We start from the raw sequence: 15557 nt of genomic DNA on the forward strand, positions 1-15557 counted from the left end.
CTGGCGTCACGGGGCGACGCGGCGGTGCGCGGCGAACGCGTCGCTCAGCGCGGTGCGCACGACGTCGACGGCCTCGTGCGCGCGCGAGGCGGCCCGGACGGCGGTGAAGACCTGGCGCACGGGGGAGCCGGGCAGGTCGGCCACGGTGAGCGGGCTGGGCTCGTCGCCCCAGATCAGGTCGGGCAGCATGCCGACGGCGAGGCCGGCTGCGACGAGCCGCACGTGCGCGGTGAGGTCGGCCGCCTCGAAGCGCACATCGGGCTCGAATCCGGCGGCGCGGCACTGCTGCACCGTCCACTGGCGCACGGCCGTGCCCTCGGGTTCCATCACCCAGGCGCGGTCGCGGAGCTCGTGCAGGGCGACCGGATGCTCGGACGGGGGCAGCACGATGCGGATCGGGTCCTCGCCGAGCAGCTCGTGCACGACGCCGTCGCGCTGCTCGCGGGTGTGACCGGGGTACTGCTCGGCGATCACGAGGTCGAGGCGTCGCGCCCACAGCTCGAACAGGCTCTCCTCCGGAGGCATCTCAGCGAGCTCGACACGCAGCTCGGGGGCGCGCTCGGCCAGCAGCGTGAGTGCCGCGGGCGCGATCGTCTGCGCCGCAGTGGGCATCGCCGCGATGCGCACCGGCTCCCACCCCGCGTGCGCCGCGAGCGCCGCCCGCGCCTCTTCGTCGAGCTCGAGAGCGCGGGCGGCGTGCTCAGCCAGCATCCGGCCCTGCGGCGTCAGCCGCACCCGCCGGCCGTCGGGTTCGAGCAGGGCGACACCGGCCTCCTTCTCGAGCAGCGCCAGCTGCTGTGAGACGGTCGAGGGGGAGTAGGAGAGGGATGCCGCGACCTCGGCGATCGTGCCCCGAAGGGCCAGCTCGTGCAGCAGTCTCAGCCGTCTCAGCTCGAACATCCCGCCTCCTCATCACCTTTTGGGATCATCGAACATTATCGTTCATGAACGATCGCTTTTCTTACACGGTCGATGGAGGCATCCTGTAGGAATGAGCACCCCTGCGCCCGCCTACGAAGCATCCATCGACGAACTCGCCGCACTCGGCGATGACGCCGTCGCCCTGGTGAAGAAGTGGCTCGTCGAGAGTCGCGACGTGCCGACGGATGCCGCCGGCGAGCGTCTCGCGGGAGTGCTGCGCGACCCGAACGGCCTCGACTTCACCGTCGGATTCGTCGACGGCGTCGTGCGCCCCGAAGACCTCAAGGTCGCGGCGACCAAGCTCAAGGAGCTCGTGCCGCTGACGCCGGGCTTCCTGCCCGCGCCGATGCGCGCCGCGATCGGCCTCGGTGGTGCGACCGCCGGCATCCTGCCCGGTGTCGTCGTGCCGTCGGCCCGCGCCGTGCTGCGCCAGATGGTGCGCCACCTGATCGTCGACGCCCGCGACGAGAAGCTGGGCGCGGCGATCAAGCACATCCGCGAGTCGCAGGGCGTGAAGCTCAACATCAACCTGCTCGGCGAGGCCATCCTGGGCCGCGAAGAGGCCAAGCGCCGCCTCGACGGCACCCGTCGCCTGCTCGAGCGCGACGACGTCGACTACGTGTCGATCAAGGTCTCCTCCACCGTCGCCCCACACAGCCCGTGGGCCTTCGACGATGCCGTCGCCGACGCCGTCGAGGCGCTGCTGCCGCTGTACCGGATCGCCGCGCAGGGCGGCCCGGGCCGTCAGAAGTTCATCAACCTCGACATGGAGGAGTACAAGGACCTCGACCTCACCATCGCGGTCTTCACCGGCATCCTCGACCGTCCCGAGTTCAAGAACCTCGAGGCGGGCATCGTGCTGCAGGCGTACCTGCCCGACGCGCTCTCGGCGATGATGCGTCTACAGGAGTGGGCGGCCGCCCGCGTCGCCTCGGGCGGGGCGCCGATCAAGGTGCGCGTCGTGAAGGGCGCCAACCTGCCGATGGAGACGGTCGATGCCGAGACGCACGGCTGGCCGCTCGCGACCTGGTCGAGCAAGCAGGAGTCCGACTCGTCGTACAAGGCGGTGCTCGAGTACTCGCTGCGCCCGGAGCACATCGGCAACGTGCGCATCGGCGTCGCCGGTCACAACCTGTTCGACATCGCCCTCGCCTGGCTGCTCGCGAAGAGGCGCGGCGTGACCGACGGGATCGAATTCGAGATGCTGCTCGGCATGGCCACCGCCCAGGCCGAAGTCGTCAAGCGCACGGTCGGGTCGCTGCTGCTCTACACCCCCGTGGTGCACCCCAATGAGTTCGACGTCGCGATCGCCTACCTGATCCGCCGTCTCGAAGAGGGCGCCTCGCACGAGAACTTCATGTCGGCCGTGTTCGACCTTGACAGCGACCCCGCGCTGTTCGAGCGCGAGAAGCAGCGCTTCCTGGCATCCATCCAGACCATCCCGACCGAGGTGCCGGCAGCCAACCGCACGCAGAACCGTCAGCTGCCAGACCCTTCGGCAGGCTCAGGGACCCAGGAGGGGTACGTCTTCCAGAACACCCCCGACACCGACCCGTCGCTGGCAGCCAACCGTGCCTGGGCCGACGCGATCCGCTCGCGCATGACCGGCTCGACCCTGGGCGACGACACGGTCGCCGCCAACACGCTCAGCACCTCCGAGCAGGTCTCCGAACGCATCGCCACGGCCGTGGCATCCGGCGAGGCATGGCGCGCGCTCGGCGCCGCCGGTCGCGCCGAGATCCTGCACCGCGCGGGCGACATCCTCGAGGCGCGCCGTGCCGACCTGCTCGAGGTCATGGGCTCGGAGGCGGGCAAGATCATCGAGCAGGGCGACCCCGAGGTGTCGGAGGCGATCGACTTCGCGCACTACTACGCCGAGAGCGCCAAGAAGCTCGCCGAGGTCGACGGCGCGGTCATGCAGCCCGTCGGACTCACCGTCGTCACCCCGCCGTGGAACTTCCCGGTCGCCATCCCCGCCGGCTCCACCCTGTCGGCGCTCGCCACGGGCTCGCCGGTGATCATCAAGCCCGCCCGCCAGGCACGCCGCTCGGGTGCCGTGATGGTCGAGGCGCTGTGGGAGGCCGGAGTGCCGCGCGACGTGCTGCAGTACGTGCAGCTCGACGGCCGCTCGCTGGGTGAGCAGCTGGTCAGTGACCCGGCCGTCGGCCGGGTCATCCTCACCGGCGGGTACGAGACCGCCGAGCTGTTCCGCGGCTTCCGCGCCGACCTGCCGCTGCTCGCCGAGACCAGCGGCAAGAACGCCATCATCGTCACGCCGTCGGCCGACCTCGACCTGGCCGCGAAGGATGTCGCGTATTCGGCATTCGGTCACGCCGGCCAGAAGTGCTCTGCCGCTTCGCTCGTCGTGCTCGTGGGGTCGGTCGCGAAGTCGGAGCGGTTCCGTCGTCAGCTCATCGATGCCGTGCGCGCCTACGAGGTGGGCATGCCGGAAGACGGCAGAAACCGCATCGGACCGCTGATCTCCCCTGCCGAGGGCAAGCTGCTCAGCGCGCTCACCGAACTGCACCCGGGACAGTCCTGGATGCTGGAGCCGGAGAAGCTCGACGACGCTGGCCAGCTCTGGACCCCGGGCATCCGTGACGGTGTGCAGCGCGGCAGCGAGTTCCACCGGGTCGAGTCCTTCGGACCCGTGCTCGGGGTGATGACCGCCGACTCGCTGACCGAGGCGATCGACATCGTCAACGACATCGACTACGGCCTGACCAGTGGCATCCACTCCCTCGACGTCGACGAGGTGCAGCAGTGGCTGGCGAACATCCAGGCCGGCAACGTGTACGTCAACCGCGGAACCACCGGCGCCATCGTGCAGCGCCAGCCGTTCGGCGGCTGGAAGAAGGCGGCCGTCGGTGCCGGATCCAAGGCGGGCGGCCCGAACTACCTCGTCGGGCTGGCGGAGTGGACGGATGCCCTGGTGCAGTCGGCCACGTCGCTCGACGCGCTCGCGTCGTCGGCCGTCGCTCTCGTCGACGGTGCCGACGCCGAGTGGCTGCGCGGCGCGCTGGCCACCGACATCGACGCACTGGCCGCCGAGTTCGGCATCGTGCGGGATGCCACCGGCCTCGTCACCGAGCAGAACGCGCTGCGCTACCAGGCGTTGCCGGTCACGATCCGCTACGAGGGTGACCGTGTGGCCGAGCTGCTGCGCGTCGCCGCGGCCGGCGCGCGTCTGCGCGCACGGGTCACGGTGAGCACGGCATCCGCTCTGCCCGCGCCGGTCGTCACCTGGCTGGGCGCGCACGATGTCGTCGTGGTGACCGAGGACGCCCAGGCCTGGGCCGGGCACGCCCGTCGCCTCGCCGCCGCGGGCGGACGCGTGCGCCTGATCGGCGCCGACGCGCTCGAGACCGCGACGGCCGTCGACGGGTCGCCGAGCCTGGCGATCTACGCGAACCCGGTGGTCTCGGCCGGCCGCGTCGAGATGCTCACCTTCGTGCGCGAGCAGGCCGTGTCGATCACCGCGCACCGCTTCGGCACCCCGCACCGCTACGACGTCCCGCTGCTCGAGCCTGTGCGCTGAGTCGCGGGTCGGACTGCGTGGGATCGCTCGCTCTTCGCGCCGGCTGGGCCCATATGGTCGCCTCCTCTCGGGTGAGGCGACCATTCGAGCCCGGCCGACGGCGTGCGGGCGAGGATGCTCGTGCTCGGTGGTCCCGAATGGTCGCTTTCCTTCGAGAGAGGCAGCCACCTGGGCCCAGCGGACGGGTGAGGGCGGGGATGCCCGAGCTCCTGCGCGGAGTCGATGGCCGGCTCTCTCTTTTGCTGGCTGGGCCCGTATGGTCGCCTCCTCTCGGGTGAGGCGACCGTCCGGGCCCAGCGGATGCCGGAGGGCGGCCCGATCAGCGGTGCAGGGAGAACTCCAGGGTCGTGCCCGCCGTGCCGGTGGTGTCGATGGTGAGCCGGATGCCGTCGCCGCGGCGGGCCAACCTGACGCGGTCCGCGTCGTCGCCCTTGACCCTCGTCGCGCGGCTTCCGGCGACGTCGATCACGAGAGTTGCGCCGCTCTGCGTCGGGTCGCTGACCGACATCCGCGTCATGCCCGGCGTGATGCGCGCGATCACGCAGGCCGCACGGTCGGAGGTGAGCGCACCGGCGCTGCCGGCCGCCCAGAAGGCTGCGGCGGTGACGTGCGTCGACAGCTGAACCGCCTGCGCGACGCCGTCGTTGCGGATCACCTGGAAGCGCCGATCGCGCGCGGCGGCGGCGGTGGCATCGGCATCCGCTCCGGGATGCACGGCATATGCGTACCCGCCGCTCGCCTCGGCGCCCACGCCGTGGGACAGGCTCAGCGTTCCGTACCAGCGGCGCTGCAGCACATCGGTGCCGGCGGCGGCGTTGGTGCTGTTGCGCCGCCAGGTGCCCTCGCGCTCCTTGATCCCGGCCACGAGATCGGCAGGGCCGTCGAGAAGCACATAGCCGCCGACGCCCTCCAGGTGCGCCCACCGCGCCCCTTCGACCGTCTGCCGAGCCGTCACCGCCGTGCCGTCGACGAGCAGCCGGCGCGCGGAGGTGCCGAGGTTGCGATGCTCGATGATCGTGCGCACCTCGCCGTCGCTGCGCGTGGAGATGTCCGCGCCCAGGGCGATGTAGGCATCCGGAAGCGTTACCCACATCTTGCGCGCCACCAAGCCCGTCCCTCCGGGAGCGACGAGATGCATGGCGGCGAGGGCGGTGTCTTCGAAGGTGACCCCGCCCGTCCACTCGTTGTCGGGCGTGCGCTCGCCCCACTCGCCCTCGGGGTTGCGCGGCAGCGGGGTCAGATCGACCGTGGTGCCGGGAGGTGCCGCCAGATCGGAGGTCGACCAGAATTCGTCGTCGAAGTGATCCTCGTCGCCGCGCAGGTACAGGTAGGTCATTCCCTGGCTGGTCTTCACGCCCTCGAAGTTCTCCGCGCCCGTGCCCTCGTGCCAGGCGATCCGGTTCGAGCACATCGCCACGGCGAGAGCCCACGAGCCGTCGGCGGCGCGGTGCACGAGCCTGTCCATCGCCGGGAACAGACGGGGACCGGTCGGGTCCGCGACCGCCTGCGCATCCGAGCTGAGCAGCTCGGTGACCAGCGACAGGCGCACGATGCTCGTCGTCGCGGTGATGTTCGCCGCCGAGTTGCTCTCGATCCACTGGCGGCACAGGCCGCGCCAGCGTGCCGCGGTCTCGGCGTCGGCGGACTGGGCCAGCCGCAGGGTGTGCTCGATCAGGTCGTTGCCGTTGGTGATGCTGCGCTCGGCGTATCGCGCGACGGCCCGGCCGCGCACCGCATCCATCATCTGACCGCGGAACATGAGCGGCGCGAAGGAGCTCTCCACGAATCCGTTGACGTTGGCCCGGCTGGGGTCGGTGACGTCGAAGCCGGTGCCGGCGAGCAGGGCGAAGAGCTTGGCCAGCCCGCCCAGCAGCACGAGCCCGTACGTGCCGGTGTATCCGATCGTGGAGTGCTGCACGAACGAGCCGTCGCGGAAGAACCCGTTGCCCGCGGTGATGTACTGCCAGGTGTCGCTGAGCGCGGCCACCGCGGTGCGCAGCAGCTCCGGGTCGGGCTGGGCGATCGCCCGCACGATGATCGCCTGGCAGATGTCCACCCGGTTTGCGCCGTCCGACGCCTGCGGCCCCGTCGGGTGCAGCTGCATCCGCGGGTCCCGGTTGGGGAGGAAATGGTCGATGGATGCGCAGTACGCGTCGATCTCGGCCTGGTCGAGCTCGTCGTGCAGCAGGGCCATCGTGTTCGCCAGCGGCTGGGCGGCACCGATGTTCCACGACCACCAGTTGCCCCACCATTCGGTGTCGGGGTTGTAGACGCGCTCGTGCATGTGGGCGAGTCCGCGCAGCGCCGCCTGAAGAACGACGTCCGAGCCCTCGTGCTTCGACCCCGGCGTCGCCCACGATACGGCCATGTTCTGGATGCCCGAGTAGTTCATGCGCATCGAGTTGGACTTGGCGATCTCGGTGGCGCCGATCGACCAGTCCTGGTCGGAGAAGTAGCGGGTGGCTGTGGGGCTCACCTTCGCGAGCAGCGCGTCGGTGCCTCGATCCTGCCGAGCGATCGCCGCGGCGAAGGTCGCCGGCGACCCGGTGATGACGCTGCGTCCGGTGAGCGCCTCCACCCACCGGGCGCGCAGCGCCTCGATCTCGGGGGCGCCGACTCCGAGCGGCCGCAGAGAGGCGGTGGCCGTCAGCGGGCGGGCGATATCCATGAGCAGTGCCGATGCCACGGCGACGCCGCCCAGCTGGAGGACGGTGCGACGGGTGGGGGTGAACATGCGAACTCCTTCGGTCGTTGGCAGTGACCGTAGGAGCCGGGCAGATGAGGAATCAATGCGGATTGCGCATCTTCGTCGCGCCGCCGCGGAGTTTCGCTGCGCGAGCCGGCGCCCTCGTGGCCATCCGCTGGTCCCGAAGGACCGCCTCCCGCGAGGTGAGGCGGCCACATGGGCCCAGTCAGTGCGCGGTGGCGCCCCGCCTGGCATCCGCTGGTCCCGAAGGGTCGGGTCGCGGCGGGTGAGGCGGCCACTTGGGCCCACCGGGCGGGGGCGGGGAAGACCGGATGCCGGAGCCGGGCCCTCAGACCAGCGGCAGGGCGTCGTCGTAGGCCGCGCGCGACAGTTCAGGGTGGTCGCCGAACACTCGCGTGGTGCCGGGCTCGGTGCGCCAGGTCGGCCAGCCGGGGTCGCCGTCGCGGATGAACGCCACCGCAGCGGCGTGCATCTCGTCGGCGAGGCGCTGCGGAGGATCTTCGCCGTCGATGCGCGCGACGTGCGGGTCGTCGAGGCAGTCGAACCAGAACGGCACGTCCAGGCAGTGGTACGACCATCCGTTCGTCGGTGACGCCCAGGCGAACCGGTACACCCAGGTGCGCGCATCCCGTCGGGTCTCGGCGATCCGCACCACGAGGGAGCGGAACACCCGGTCGGTGACGAAACGGCCGAGAGCCGAACCCGCGTCGCGTCGCGTCCGGTTCGCCCGGCGCCAGCCGCGGCGCAGCGCGCGCGTCTGCTCGACGATCAGCAGCGCGAGAGGCACCGGCACCCAGCGCAGGATGCGCGGGGCGCGATCGAACACCATCGTGAACTCGTCGTCGGTCGCGCCCAGCAGCAGTGGCTTGTCGGCGCCCACGCCGGCGGCGTACGAATCGACGGTGGGTCGGGTGAGCAGGTCGCCGTCGACCACCGGCCCCCAGGGGAGGCCGTCGGTGAGCGTGGCGGTCGTCGCTGCGAGGCCGGTCTTGCCGAGCAGGGATGCTTCGTACTGGCGCCGTGTGAGCGCGCGCTCCTTCACGCCGCGGAAGCCGTCGAGGGTCGGCTCGCAGCCGACCATCGATGCCAGGAGCTCGCTGCGCCGACGCGCCCGGTCGCGCGGGAGGTCGCCGAGGGCGCCGCTGATCGAGATGCCCGCGCGGAACAGGTGCTGCGCCTCGGGCATCCCGAGCAGGGTGAGCACCGCCCCGCCACCGGCGGACTGCCCCGCGATCGTCACGCGTGCGGGGTCGCCGCCGAATGCGGCGATGTTGCGCTGCACCCACTCGAGTGCCGCGAGCCAGTCGCGCACTCCGCGGTTGTCGGGTGCCCCGTCGATCACCCCGAAGCCGTCGAAGCCCAGCCGGTACGAGATCGTGACCACGACGATCCCGTCGCGCACGAAGGTGCGGCCGTCGTACCACGGGCTCGCCGAGGAGCCCGACGAGTACCCGCCGCCGTGGATCCACACCAGCACGGGTCGAGCCCCGCTGGAGGACGCGGTGAAAACGTTGAGATTCAGCGTCGCCGTGCCGGGGACGCTCGGCTCGGGGATGATCGCATTCGGCTCCTCGCGGCGCTGCGGCGTCGGGCCGTATCGGGTTGCGTCGAGCGGTTCGGTCCACGGGACGACCGGCTGCGGGGGCTGGAAGCGTCGACGGCCGGTGGGCGGGGCGGCGTACGGGATGCCGAGGAACGCCAGCGATCCGTCGGGTCGGCGGATGCCGCGCACGGGCCCCTCGCCTGTCTGCGTCACCTCTGTCTGCGACTCGTCCTCCACGCCATCAGCGTATCGAGCCACGCCCCGTCTTCCCGGGGCGCGGGGTCAGTTGGGTACGGAATCCCACGACGGGGCGTACGTTTCTGACCTCGCACCCCGACCGAGCTGAGCCGGCGGACCGGGCGGACGAGGCGCGGTTCAGGCCGTGAACCCGTCGGCCACCGTGAGAGCCTCGTCTATCGCCGACAGCCCGCGCACCAGCTCGTCCTCGGTGATCACCAGCGGCGGCGCGATGTGCGTGCGATTGAAGTGCACGAACGGCCAGACGCCGGCCTTCTTCGCCGCCGCGGCGAACGCGCCCATCGGCGCGGCATCCGACCCCGACGCGTTGAACGGCACGAGCGGCTCGCGGGTCTCGCGGTCGCGAACCAGCTCGACGGCCCAGAACAGTCCGCGCCCGCGCACCTCGCCCACACTCGGATGCCTCGACGCCCACGAGCGCAGCGTCGGCTCGACGACGCGCTCGCCGAGGTCGCGCACCCGCTCGAGGATCCCGTCGCGCGCGAACACCTCGAACGTCGCCACACCGGCGGCGCACGCGAGCGGATGCCCAGAGTATGTGAGTCCACCCGCGAACGGCGTCGTGTCGAAGTGCGCGGCGATGCGGTCGGAGATGACCACGCCGCCCAGCGGCACGTAGCCCGAGTTCACGCCCTTCGCGAAGGTGATCAGGTCGGGCTGCCCGCCGTACGCCTGGAACGCGAACCACTCGCCCATGCGCCCGAAGCCGACCATGACCTCGTCGGCGATGTACACGATGCCGTGCCGGTCGCACAGCTCGCGCACCCCCTGCAGGTATCCGGGCGGCGGCACGAGCACGCCGTTCGTGCCGACCACCGATTCGATGATGATCGCGGCGATCGTCGCGGGGCCCTCGAGCAGGATCGTCTGCTCGAGGTGCTCGAGAGCCCGCTGCGACTCCTCCTGCAGGGTCGACGCGTGGAACGGCGAGCGGTACAGGTACGGCCCGAAGAAGCGCACCGCGCCGGTGTCGCTGACATCGTTCGCCCACCGCCGCGGATCGCCGGTGAGTGAGATCGCCGTCGACGTCGAGCCGTGATAGCTGCGGTACATCGAGAGCACCTTGCGGCGCCCCGTCGACTGGCGCGCGAGGCGCACCGCGTACTCGTTGGCCTCGGCGCCGCCGTTGGTGAAGAACACCTTCTCCAGGCCGTCCGGCGCGACGTCGGCGATCAGCCGGGCGAGCTCGCCGCGCACGTCGTTCGCGATCGACGGCTGGATGGTCGCCAGGCGTCCGGCCTGCTGCTGGATCGCCGCGACGAGATCCGGATGCTGGTGCCCGAGGTTCAGGTTCACCAGCTGGCTCCCGAAGTCGAGGTACCCGGTGCCGGCGTAGTCCCAGAACGTCGATCCCGCCCCGGCCGCGACCGGAACCGGGTCGATGAGCGCCTGGGCGCTCCAGGAGTGGAAGACGTGCGCGCGGTCATCGGCGCGCACCTGCGCGTCGGCCTCGGCATCCGGCAGGGTGTGCGTCGCTCCGTGCCGATCGGTGTACCGACTCATGGTCATGATCGTCCTCGCTCAGTGGTTGCTCGGGAAGCCGAGGTCGACCTGCGCGGGGGTGTGGTCGGGCCAGCGCGTGGTGACCACCTTCGAGCGCGTGTAGAAGCTGATCGACTCGGGGCCGTAGATGTGCGAGTCGCCGAACAGCGAGCTCTTCCAGCCGCCGAACGAGAACGCGCCGACCGGCACGGGGATCGGCACGTTCACGCCGACCATGCCGACCTCGATGTCGAACTCGAACTGACGCGCGGTGCCGCCGTCGCGGGTGAAGATCGCGGTGCCGTTGCCGAACGCGTTCGCGTTGATCAGCTCGACTGCGTCGGCATAGCTGTCGACGCGCACGACCGAGAGCACGGGGCCGAAGATCTCGTCTTCGTACACCTTCATGCCGGGGCGCACGTTGTCGAGCAGGGTCACGCCGGTGAAGAACCCGTCGCCGTCGAACCGCTTCTGCGTGCCGTCGACGACGACGGTCGCGCCCTCGGCCGCCGCGCCGGCGACGTAGGACTCGACCTTGTCGCGGTGCTCGCGGGTGATCAGCGGGCCCATCTCGCTCGAGGGGTCGGTCCCGTCGCCGATGCGCAGATCGGCGATGCGGGTGCGGATGCCGTCGATCAGGTCGTCTGCGATGTCGCCGACGGCGACCAGCACCGACACGGCCATGCAGCGCTCGCCGGCCGATCCGTAGGCGGCCGAGATGGCGGCCGTGGCCGCGCCGTCGATGTCGGCGTCGGGCATGACGACCATGTGGTTCTTCGCGCCGCCCAGTGCCTGCACACGCTTGCCGCTCGCCGCCGCGCGCTGGTAGATGGACTTCGCGATCGGGGTGGAGCCGACGAAGCTCACCGCGCCGACGTCGGTCGAGTCGAGCAGCGCGTCGACGGCGACCTTGTCGCCGTTGACGACGTTGAGCACGCCGTCGGGCAGGCCCGCCTCCTGGAAGGCCTTGGCCAGCCAGATCGCGGCTGACGGGTCCTTCTCGCTGGGTTTGAGCACGACGGTGTTGCCGCACGCGATCGCCGAGGCGACCATCCACAGCGGCACCATCACCGGGAAGTTGAACGGGGTGATGCAGGCCACCACCCCGACGGGCTGCTTGACCGAGTGCACGTCGACGCCGCGCGACACCTGCTCGGCGCGCTCGCCCTTGAGGTGGTGCAGAAGGCCGGCCGCGAACTCGACGTTCTCGATGCCGCGCGACACCTCGCCGGCCGCATCCGAGAGCACCTTGCCGTGCTCACTGGTGACGATCGCGGCGAGCTCGTCGGTGCGCTCCGCGAGGATCTGGCGGAGGCGGAAGAAGACGTCGGCCCGCTTGATGAGGCTGGATGCCCGCCACGCGGGCTGCGCGGCCTTGGCGGCGGCGATCGCCGCCTCGACCTCCTGTGCGCTGGCGGCCGCGACCTGGCGGTGCGCCACCCCGGTCGCAGGGTTGTACACCGGCAGGGTGCGGTCGACGGCGCCGGTCTCGGCGCCGTCGACGTAGTGACGGATCGTGGTCACGGAGTTGCTCCTCATCGAGATTCGCGGGCTGGTCGCACAGAATGACCGGAACGGCCGTCTGGCTCGTGTTCCATGTTCCCGGGAGCGAGAATGGGAAGATGCCCGCAGAGCGTATGGAAGATGGTCGGCTTCGGACAGATCGTCTGGATGACGTGGCGCTGCCCCGGGTGCGCGATGTGCTCGACACCCCTGTGCTGGTGGCGGGCGATCCGCAGGTGCTCGTCGGCGGGTCTGCCCTCGACGCCCGCGTGCGCTGGGTGCACGTCTCGGACAGCGCCGAGGTCGCCGGTCTGCTCGACGGCGGCGAGCTGCTGCTGACGACGGCGGCCGGGTGGAGCGGGACGGATGCGTCGCTGCGCGCCGTCGCGGCGAGCCTCGCCGCTGCCGGGGTCGCCGGCGTCGTGCTTGAGCTCGGCGCGCGGTTCCCCGTCGCGCCGCCCGCTCTGATCGTCGCGTGCCGCGCGCACGGTCTCGCTCTGATCGCGCTGGAGCGGGTGGTCAAGTTCGTGGCGGTGACCGAGGCGGTGCACCGACGCATCATCGCGGGTCAGCTGGAGGCGCTGCAGGAACGGCAGCGCCTCCACGAGCTGTTCACCGGCCTGACGCTGCGCGGCGCCCCGGCCGACACGGTCGTGCACGCGGCCGCGCAGACACTGGGTGCGCCGGTCGTGCTCGAGACGCTGAGCCGTGAGGTGGTCACGGCAGAGCTCTGGGCCCAGACGCCGACTGAAGTGCTCGCCGACTGGGCCGCACGCTCGCGGGCCGGAGCAGGACTGCTCACCGTGCCGGTCGAGGCCCGCGGCGTGCGGTGGGGCACCCTCGTCGCGCTGCCGGGCCCCGAGCATCCGGCCGGGCGGATGACCGTGCTCGAGCTCGCCGCGACCGCCCTCGCGCTCGCGCGTCTCGCCGACGGGCCCTCCGAATGGGCCATGCTGCCCGCCCGCGACCTGGTCGATGCGGTGCTCAGCGGCAGGCATGCGGGGGAGGCGGACGTCGCCGCCCGTCTGCAGGCGGCGGGCCTGCCGGTGCGGGGTCGGGTGCTCGGTGTGCTGGTCGCGGAGAGCGCCGATGCCGCGGCCCTGGATGCCGTGTTGGCCGTGCTCGCCGCGGACGGCGGCTCCGATCGCGCCGCCGTCCACGCGCGTGGTGCGGTGCACGACGGGGCGGCCGTGGTGCTCGCGTCGTCGGCCGCGGGGCTGCGGTCGGGTGCGGTGAACCGTGCGGCGCGGGAGGCCGGGGTGGGGCTGGCCGTGGGGCCGGAAGTCGCCACGGTCGCCCAGCTGCTGGCATCCGTCCGCCCCACTCGCCTGCTCGCCACTCGCCTGCGGGCGGGCGAGGTGCGCCGTGTCGATGACCGGCCGCTCACCCGTCTGGTCGCCGAGCTCGGCGCCGACCACCGGCTGCAGGAGCACAGCGAGCGGCTGCTCGCGCCGCTGATCCGACACGACGAGCAGCACCAAGGCGACCTGCTGCGGGTGCTCGCAGCCGTGGTGGCGCACCCCGGCAGCCGAACGGCCGCGGCCTCGGCATCCCACCTGTCGCGCTCGGTGTTCTACCAGCGCCTCGCCGTGATCTCCGACCTGCTCGGGGCCGACCTCGATGACGGCGAGACCGTGGCCGCCCTGCACCTCGCCCTGCTGGCGCGCCGCTGACCCGCCCCGCCCGCGCCCTACCCGCCCCCGACCCGCCGCGCGCACGGGTACAAACCGGGGGCCGACACTCCAGATGTCGGACACATCCCGCGAATGCGTCCGACATCTGGAGTGTCGGCCCCCCCAGGTGTGCCGGGCGATCAGGCGATGTACACCTTGCGAAGGGTCTCGTGCACGGTCCAGAGGGTCTGCATCCCCGCGGCCAGACGCACCACCGAGCCCGCTTGCACCTCGATCGACGGCAGCGACGGATCGATGAACTCCACCCGCGCACGGCCCGCGAGCACGATGAACACCTCGTCGATCTCCGTGTCGACCGCGGCGCCCTCGGTCATCTCCCAGATGCCCACCTCGACCCCGGCGAACGGTCCGAGCTCCCGGATGCCCGTGGTCGGCGCCCCCGCGCGCACCGCGTCCGCGGACAGCGGCTCCTGCGGGACGTGCTCACGCAGGGCATCCGTCACGATGCCTGCCGTGTCGAGCGGCCGGCTCACGAGTCGAACCCCATGCCGACGGCGTCCAGCGCCTTCAGCAGCAGGTTGCGTCTGCCCTGGTTGTGGTCGGCGTGGTCCATCGACCTGCGCACGAGGGTCACGCCGATGGACGCGGCGGGCTCGGGCGGGAAGGGGATGGGCTTGGTGCGCACCATCTCGAGGCGCGTGCGCTCGGTGTCGAGGCCGGCGAGCTCATCGAGCATGACGTCGGCGGCGAAGCGGCTGGCGCCCACGCCGAGGCCGGTGAACCCCGTCGCGTAGGCGACGCGGCCGCCGCGGGCCGTGCCGAAGAACGCGCAGAAGCGGCTGCACGAGTCGATCGCGCCGGCCCACCGGTGCGTGAACGTCAGCCCCTCCAGCTGCGGGAACGTCGTGAAGAAGTGCGAGGCGAGCCTGCGGAAGCTCTCGGGGCGCTCCTCGTACTCGGCGCGCACCCTGCCGCCGAAGTGGTAGATCGCGTCGTACCCACCGAACAGGATCCTGTTGTCGGCGCTCAGGCGGTAGTAGTGGAACTGGTTCGCGCTGTCGGCCAGGCCCTGCCGGTTCTGCCAGCCGATCGACTGCAGCTGCTCGCTCGTGAGCGGCTCGGTCATCAGCACGTAGTCGTACACCGGCACGGTCATCAGGCGATTGCGCTTGAGCAGCGAGGGGAAGACGTTGGTGGCGAGCACGACGTGGTCAGCGCTCACGGTCGCCCCGCCCGCGACGGTGACGGTCTGCCGGCCCGATCCGCGGATGCCGGTGACCCGGCTGCGCTCGTGGATGACGACACCGAGCTCCGTGGCGACCCTCGCGAGCTCGACGACGAGCTTGGCCGGATGGATCATCGCGCAGCCGTTCCGATCCCAGCTGCCCGCGAGATACGTGGGGGAGTGCACCTCGGCGCGTACGGCATCCCGATCCAGGAAGTCGTCACCGGCCATCCATTCGACCTGGTGCGGCTCGATGGCGACGGCCAGCTGCCCGGTGCGCTCCCAGTCGACGTCCATGCCATAGCGCTCGACCGACTCCTCGATTCCGTCGAGGTTCTCCAGACCGAGGCGCTCGAGCTGCGCCATCTCGTCCGGCCACCGGTTCATCCCGTTCTCGTAGCCGTGGGTCAGGCTGGCTTCGCAGAAGCCTCCGTTGCGACCGGATGCCGCCCAGCCGACGCGGGCGGCCTCGAGCAGGATGACAGAACGCTGCGGGTCGCGCTCCTTGGCGCGCACGGCCGTCCACAGACCGGCGTATCCGCCGCCGACGATGACGAGGCCGGCCCGGGTGCTCGAGGTGAGCGCGGGATATCCGGGGCGCTCGATGTCGTCGAGCCAGTAGGCGGCGTGTCTGGTGTCGCTGAGGGCGGCGTCGATCAGGCTGTCGTGCGGGCGCGAGCGCTCGAACACTGTGGTGCCCATGGATCACGTTCTCTCTCGAAGGGGGAGGGTGGTGCGGCTGCGGG

At 71.4% G+C, this 15557-nt stretch carries 9 protein-coding genes; 2 read left to right on the forward strand and 7 right to left on the reverse strand.

Annotation, left to right across the window (positions count from 1 at the left end):
• Positions 1-6: 6 nt before the first annotated feature.
• Positions 7-900 (reverse strand): LysR family transcriptional regulator, encoded by an 894-nt coding sequence (locus tag H9633_RS07530; protein WP_191712658.1) that lies wholly within the window; start codon positions 898-900, stop codon positions 7-9.
• Between the two features lie 91 nt (positions 901-991).
• Here H9633_RS07530 and H9633_RS07535 point away from each other — a divergent pair, with 91 nt between their 5' ends.
• Complete coding sequence (locus tag H9633_RS07535) at positions 992-4459, forward strand: bifunctional proline dehydrogenase/L-glutamate gamma-semialdehyde dehydrogenase (protein WP_191712659.1); 3468 nt, start codon at positions 992-994, stop codon at positions 4457-4459.
• Positions 4460-4778: 319 nt separating this feature from the next.
• Here H9633_RS07535 and H9633_RS07540 read toward each other — a convergent pair whose 3' ends face one another.
• The 4 genes from H9633_RS07540 to H9633_RS07555 form a co-directional block, all read right to left on the reverse strand.
• Complete coding sequence (locus H9633_RS07540; RefSeq protein WP_191712660.1) at positions 4779-7193, reverse strand: polysaccharide lyase 8 family protein; 2415 nt, start codon at positions 7191-7193, stop codon at positions 4779-4781.
• Between the two features lie 301 nt (positions 7194-7494).
• The gene (locus tag H9633_RS07545; RefSeq protein WP_191712661.1) at positions 7495-8946 is read right to left on the reverse strand and encodes a carboxylesterase/lipase family protein; all 1452 of its coding nucleotides are present in this window, start codon (positions 8944-8946) and stop codon (positions 7495-7497) included.
• A 138-nt stretch (positions 8947-9084) separates the two neighbouring features.
• A complete protein-coding gene (locus tag H9633_RS07550) occupies positions 9085-10470 on the reverse strand; it encodes an aspartate aminotransferase family protein (protein ID WP_191712662.1) in 1386 nt (461 codons plus the stop codon).
• An 18-nt stretch (positions 10471-10488) separates the two neighbouring features.
• Positions 10489-11973 carry a CoA-acylating methylmalonate-semialdehyde dehydrogenase gene (locus tag H9633_RS07555; protein ID WP_318247226.1) on the reverse strand — a complete coding sequence of 495 codons (1485 nt, stop codon included), beginning with the start codon at positions 11971-11973 and terminating at the stop codon, positions 10489-10491.
• A gap of 98 nt (positions 11974-12071) precedes the next feature.
• On the opposite strand from H9633_RS07555, the gene H9633_RS07560 reads away from it, so the two are divergent.
• Complete coding sequence (locus H9633_RS07560) at positions 12072-13625, forward strand: helix-turn-helix domain-containing protein (protein ID WP_225211061.1); 1554 nt, start codon at positions 12072-12074, stop codon at positions 13623-13625.
• Between the two features lie 140 nt (positions 13626-13765).
• On the opposite strand, the gene H9633_RS07565 is transcribed toward H9633_RS07560, so the two are convergent.
• Entirely contained in the window at positions 13766-14119 is a 354-nt protein-coding gene (locus tag H9633_RS07565) for a cupin domain-containing protein (RefSeq protein ID WP_318247227.1), read from the reverse strand.
• Complete coding sequence (locus H9633_RS07570) at positions 14116-15513, reverse strand: NAD(P)/FAD-dependent oxidoreductase (RefSeq protein WP_191712664.1); 1398 nt, start codon at positions 15511-15513, stop codon at positions 14116-14118. Before H9633_RS07570 ends, H9633_RS07565 begins: the two co-directional genes overlap by 4 nt.
• Positions 15514-15557 lie beyond the last annotated feature (44 nt).

It is taken from the genome of Microbacterium commune (assembly GCF_014836945.1).
GTDB lineage: Bacteria > Actinomycetota > Actinomycetes > Actinomycetales > Microbacteriaceae > Microbacterium > Microbacterium commune.